The sequence below is a fragment of the Wolbachia endosymbiont of Madathamugadia hiepei genome (assembly GCF_013366855.1).
Classification (GTDB): Bacteria; Pseudomonadota; Alphaproteobacteria; order Rickettsiales; family Anaplasmataceae; genus Wolbachia.
This window is the reverse complement of sequence record NZ_WQMP01000200.1, coordinates 1-957: the sequence shown is the minus strand read 5'-3', so window position 1 is coordinate 957 and position 957 is coordinate 1. Positions and strand designations below refer to the sequence as shown.

The following is a 957-nucleotide window of genomic DNA, read 5'->3' as shown; positions in this document are numbered from 1 at the left end:
GAGAGACTACGACAAACATCTTTATAAAGAGCGGCATTTGATTGAATGCTTCTTTGGAAAAATCAAGAACTTTAGACATGTTTTTTCTCGACTTGACAAGACTGCTGAGGTTTTTATGGTTTTTTTAAACTTCGTTGGTTCTCTCATATGGCTTCTCTAAAATTTTGTTCACAGAGACTAACTTATTGTTCATGAGAGGTCACACTACAAACGCTATATAAGCTAACAGTCTGCCAAACCCTATTTTTCATACCACTCGTTTATGAGTTTACTGGCATCAGAGTCCACAAAGTTCTTCAGTGGCTGTCTGACTTTTATCTCAGCTTTTTTAGGAATACACCTATCTTTACATATCGCATAATTTATACGAAAGTTAAGGTCAATATACCCTCGGCTTGGAAACACTTTCATTTTGAAGGAAAATAATACCATATCCTTGTATACGTTACTGACAAATGTTACTCTTCCTATTTTGTCTTTATGTTCTTTTGGAGTAGGCCAATAAATATCTATCTTTGATGTGTTGCCCTTGCAATCAAAAGAAGTGGGAAGACCGAAATCTCCAGGGCCCTTATAATATATATGCCAACCTGGTCTTATTGTAACCTTTATTGCACCCTCAAGGGTAAGATTTGCTTCATTTACCTTACCAATAGGCAAATCAAATTTTGCAACTTCTTCGTCAGCATGAAGTTGAGTGCAGAAAAAGAGCAAAAACAATATTAAATGTACATGTATTTTCATAAAGGCAGTTCTACCCTATATATAAAGGAAAAAATTTAGATTTTAGCTATTATAATAAACAATATTATATAAATTATTTATTAATATAACATTGTACTGATGTAGAGATATCCACCCTATTGACGCTAACTATGGATTAGCCGATAAAGAAAGAGCTGGAAATAGAGGGCTTTTTGGGTTGCATGGAATATGAAATAAGCGTAGAAAAGATGT

The 957-nt window shown here is 34.0% G+C and carries 1 protein-coding gene and 1 pseudogene; one reads left to right on the top strand and one right to left on the bottom strand.

All coding sequences use genetic code 11. From position 1 onward, the window contains the following. A pseudogene (locus GO685_RS05355) lies at window positions 1-160 on the top strand (IS5-like element ISSoc13 family transposase); the annotation flags it as partial. Window positions 161-240: 80 nt separating this feature from the next. On the opposite strand, the gene GO685_RS05350 reads toward GO685_RS05355, so the two are convergent. Further along, on the bottom strand, window positions 241-744 hold the full coding sequence (locus GO685_RS05350; RefSeq protein WP_175937885.1) for a protein-disulfide reductase DsbD domain-containing protein: 504 nt from the start codon (window positions 742-744) through the stop codon (window positions 241-243). Window positions 745-957: the final 213 nt, after the last annotated feature.

Excerpts from the sequence above, each read along its gene's own strand:
- GO685_RS05350 (WP_175937885.1), bottom strand. The coding sequence starts at position 744 with ATGAAAATACATGTACATTTAATATTGTTTTTGCTCTTTTTCTGCACT.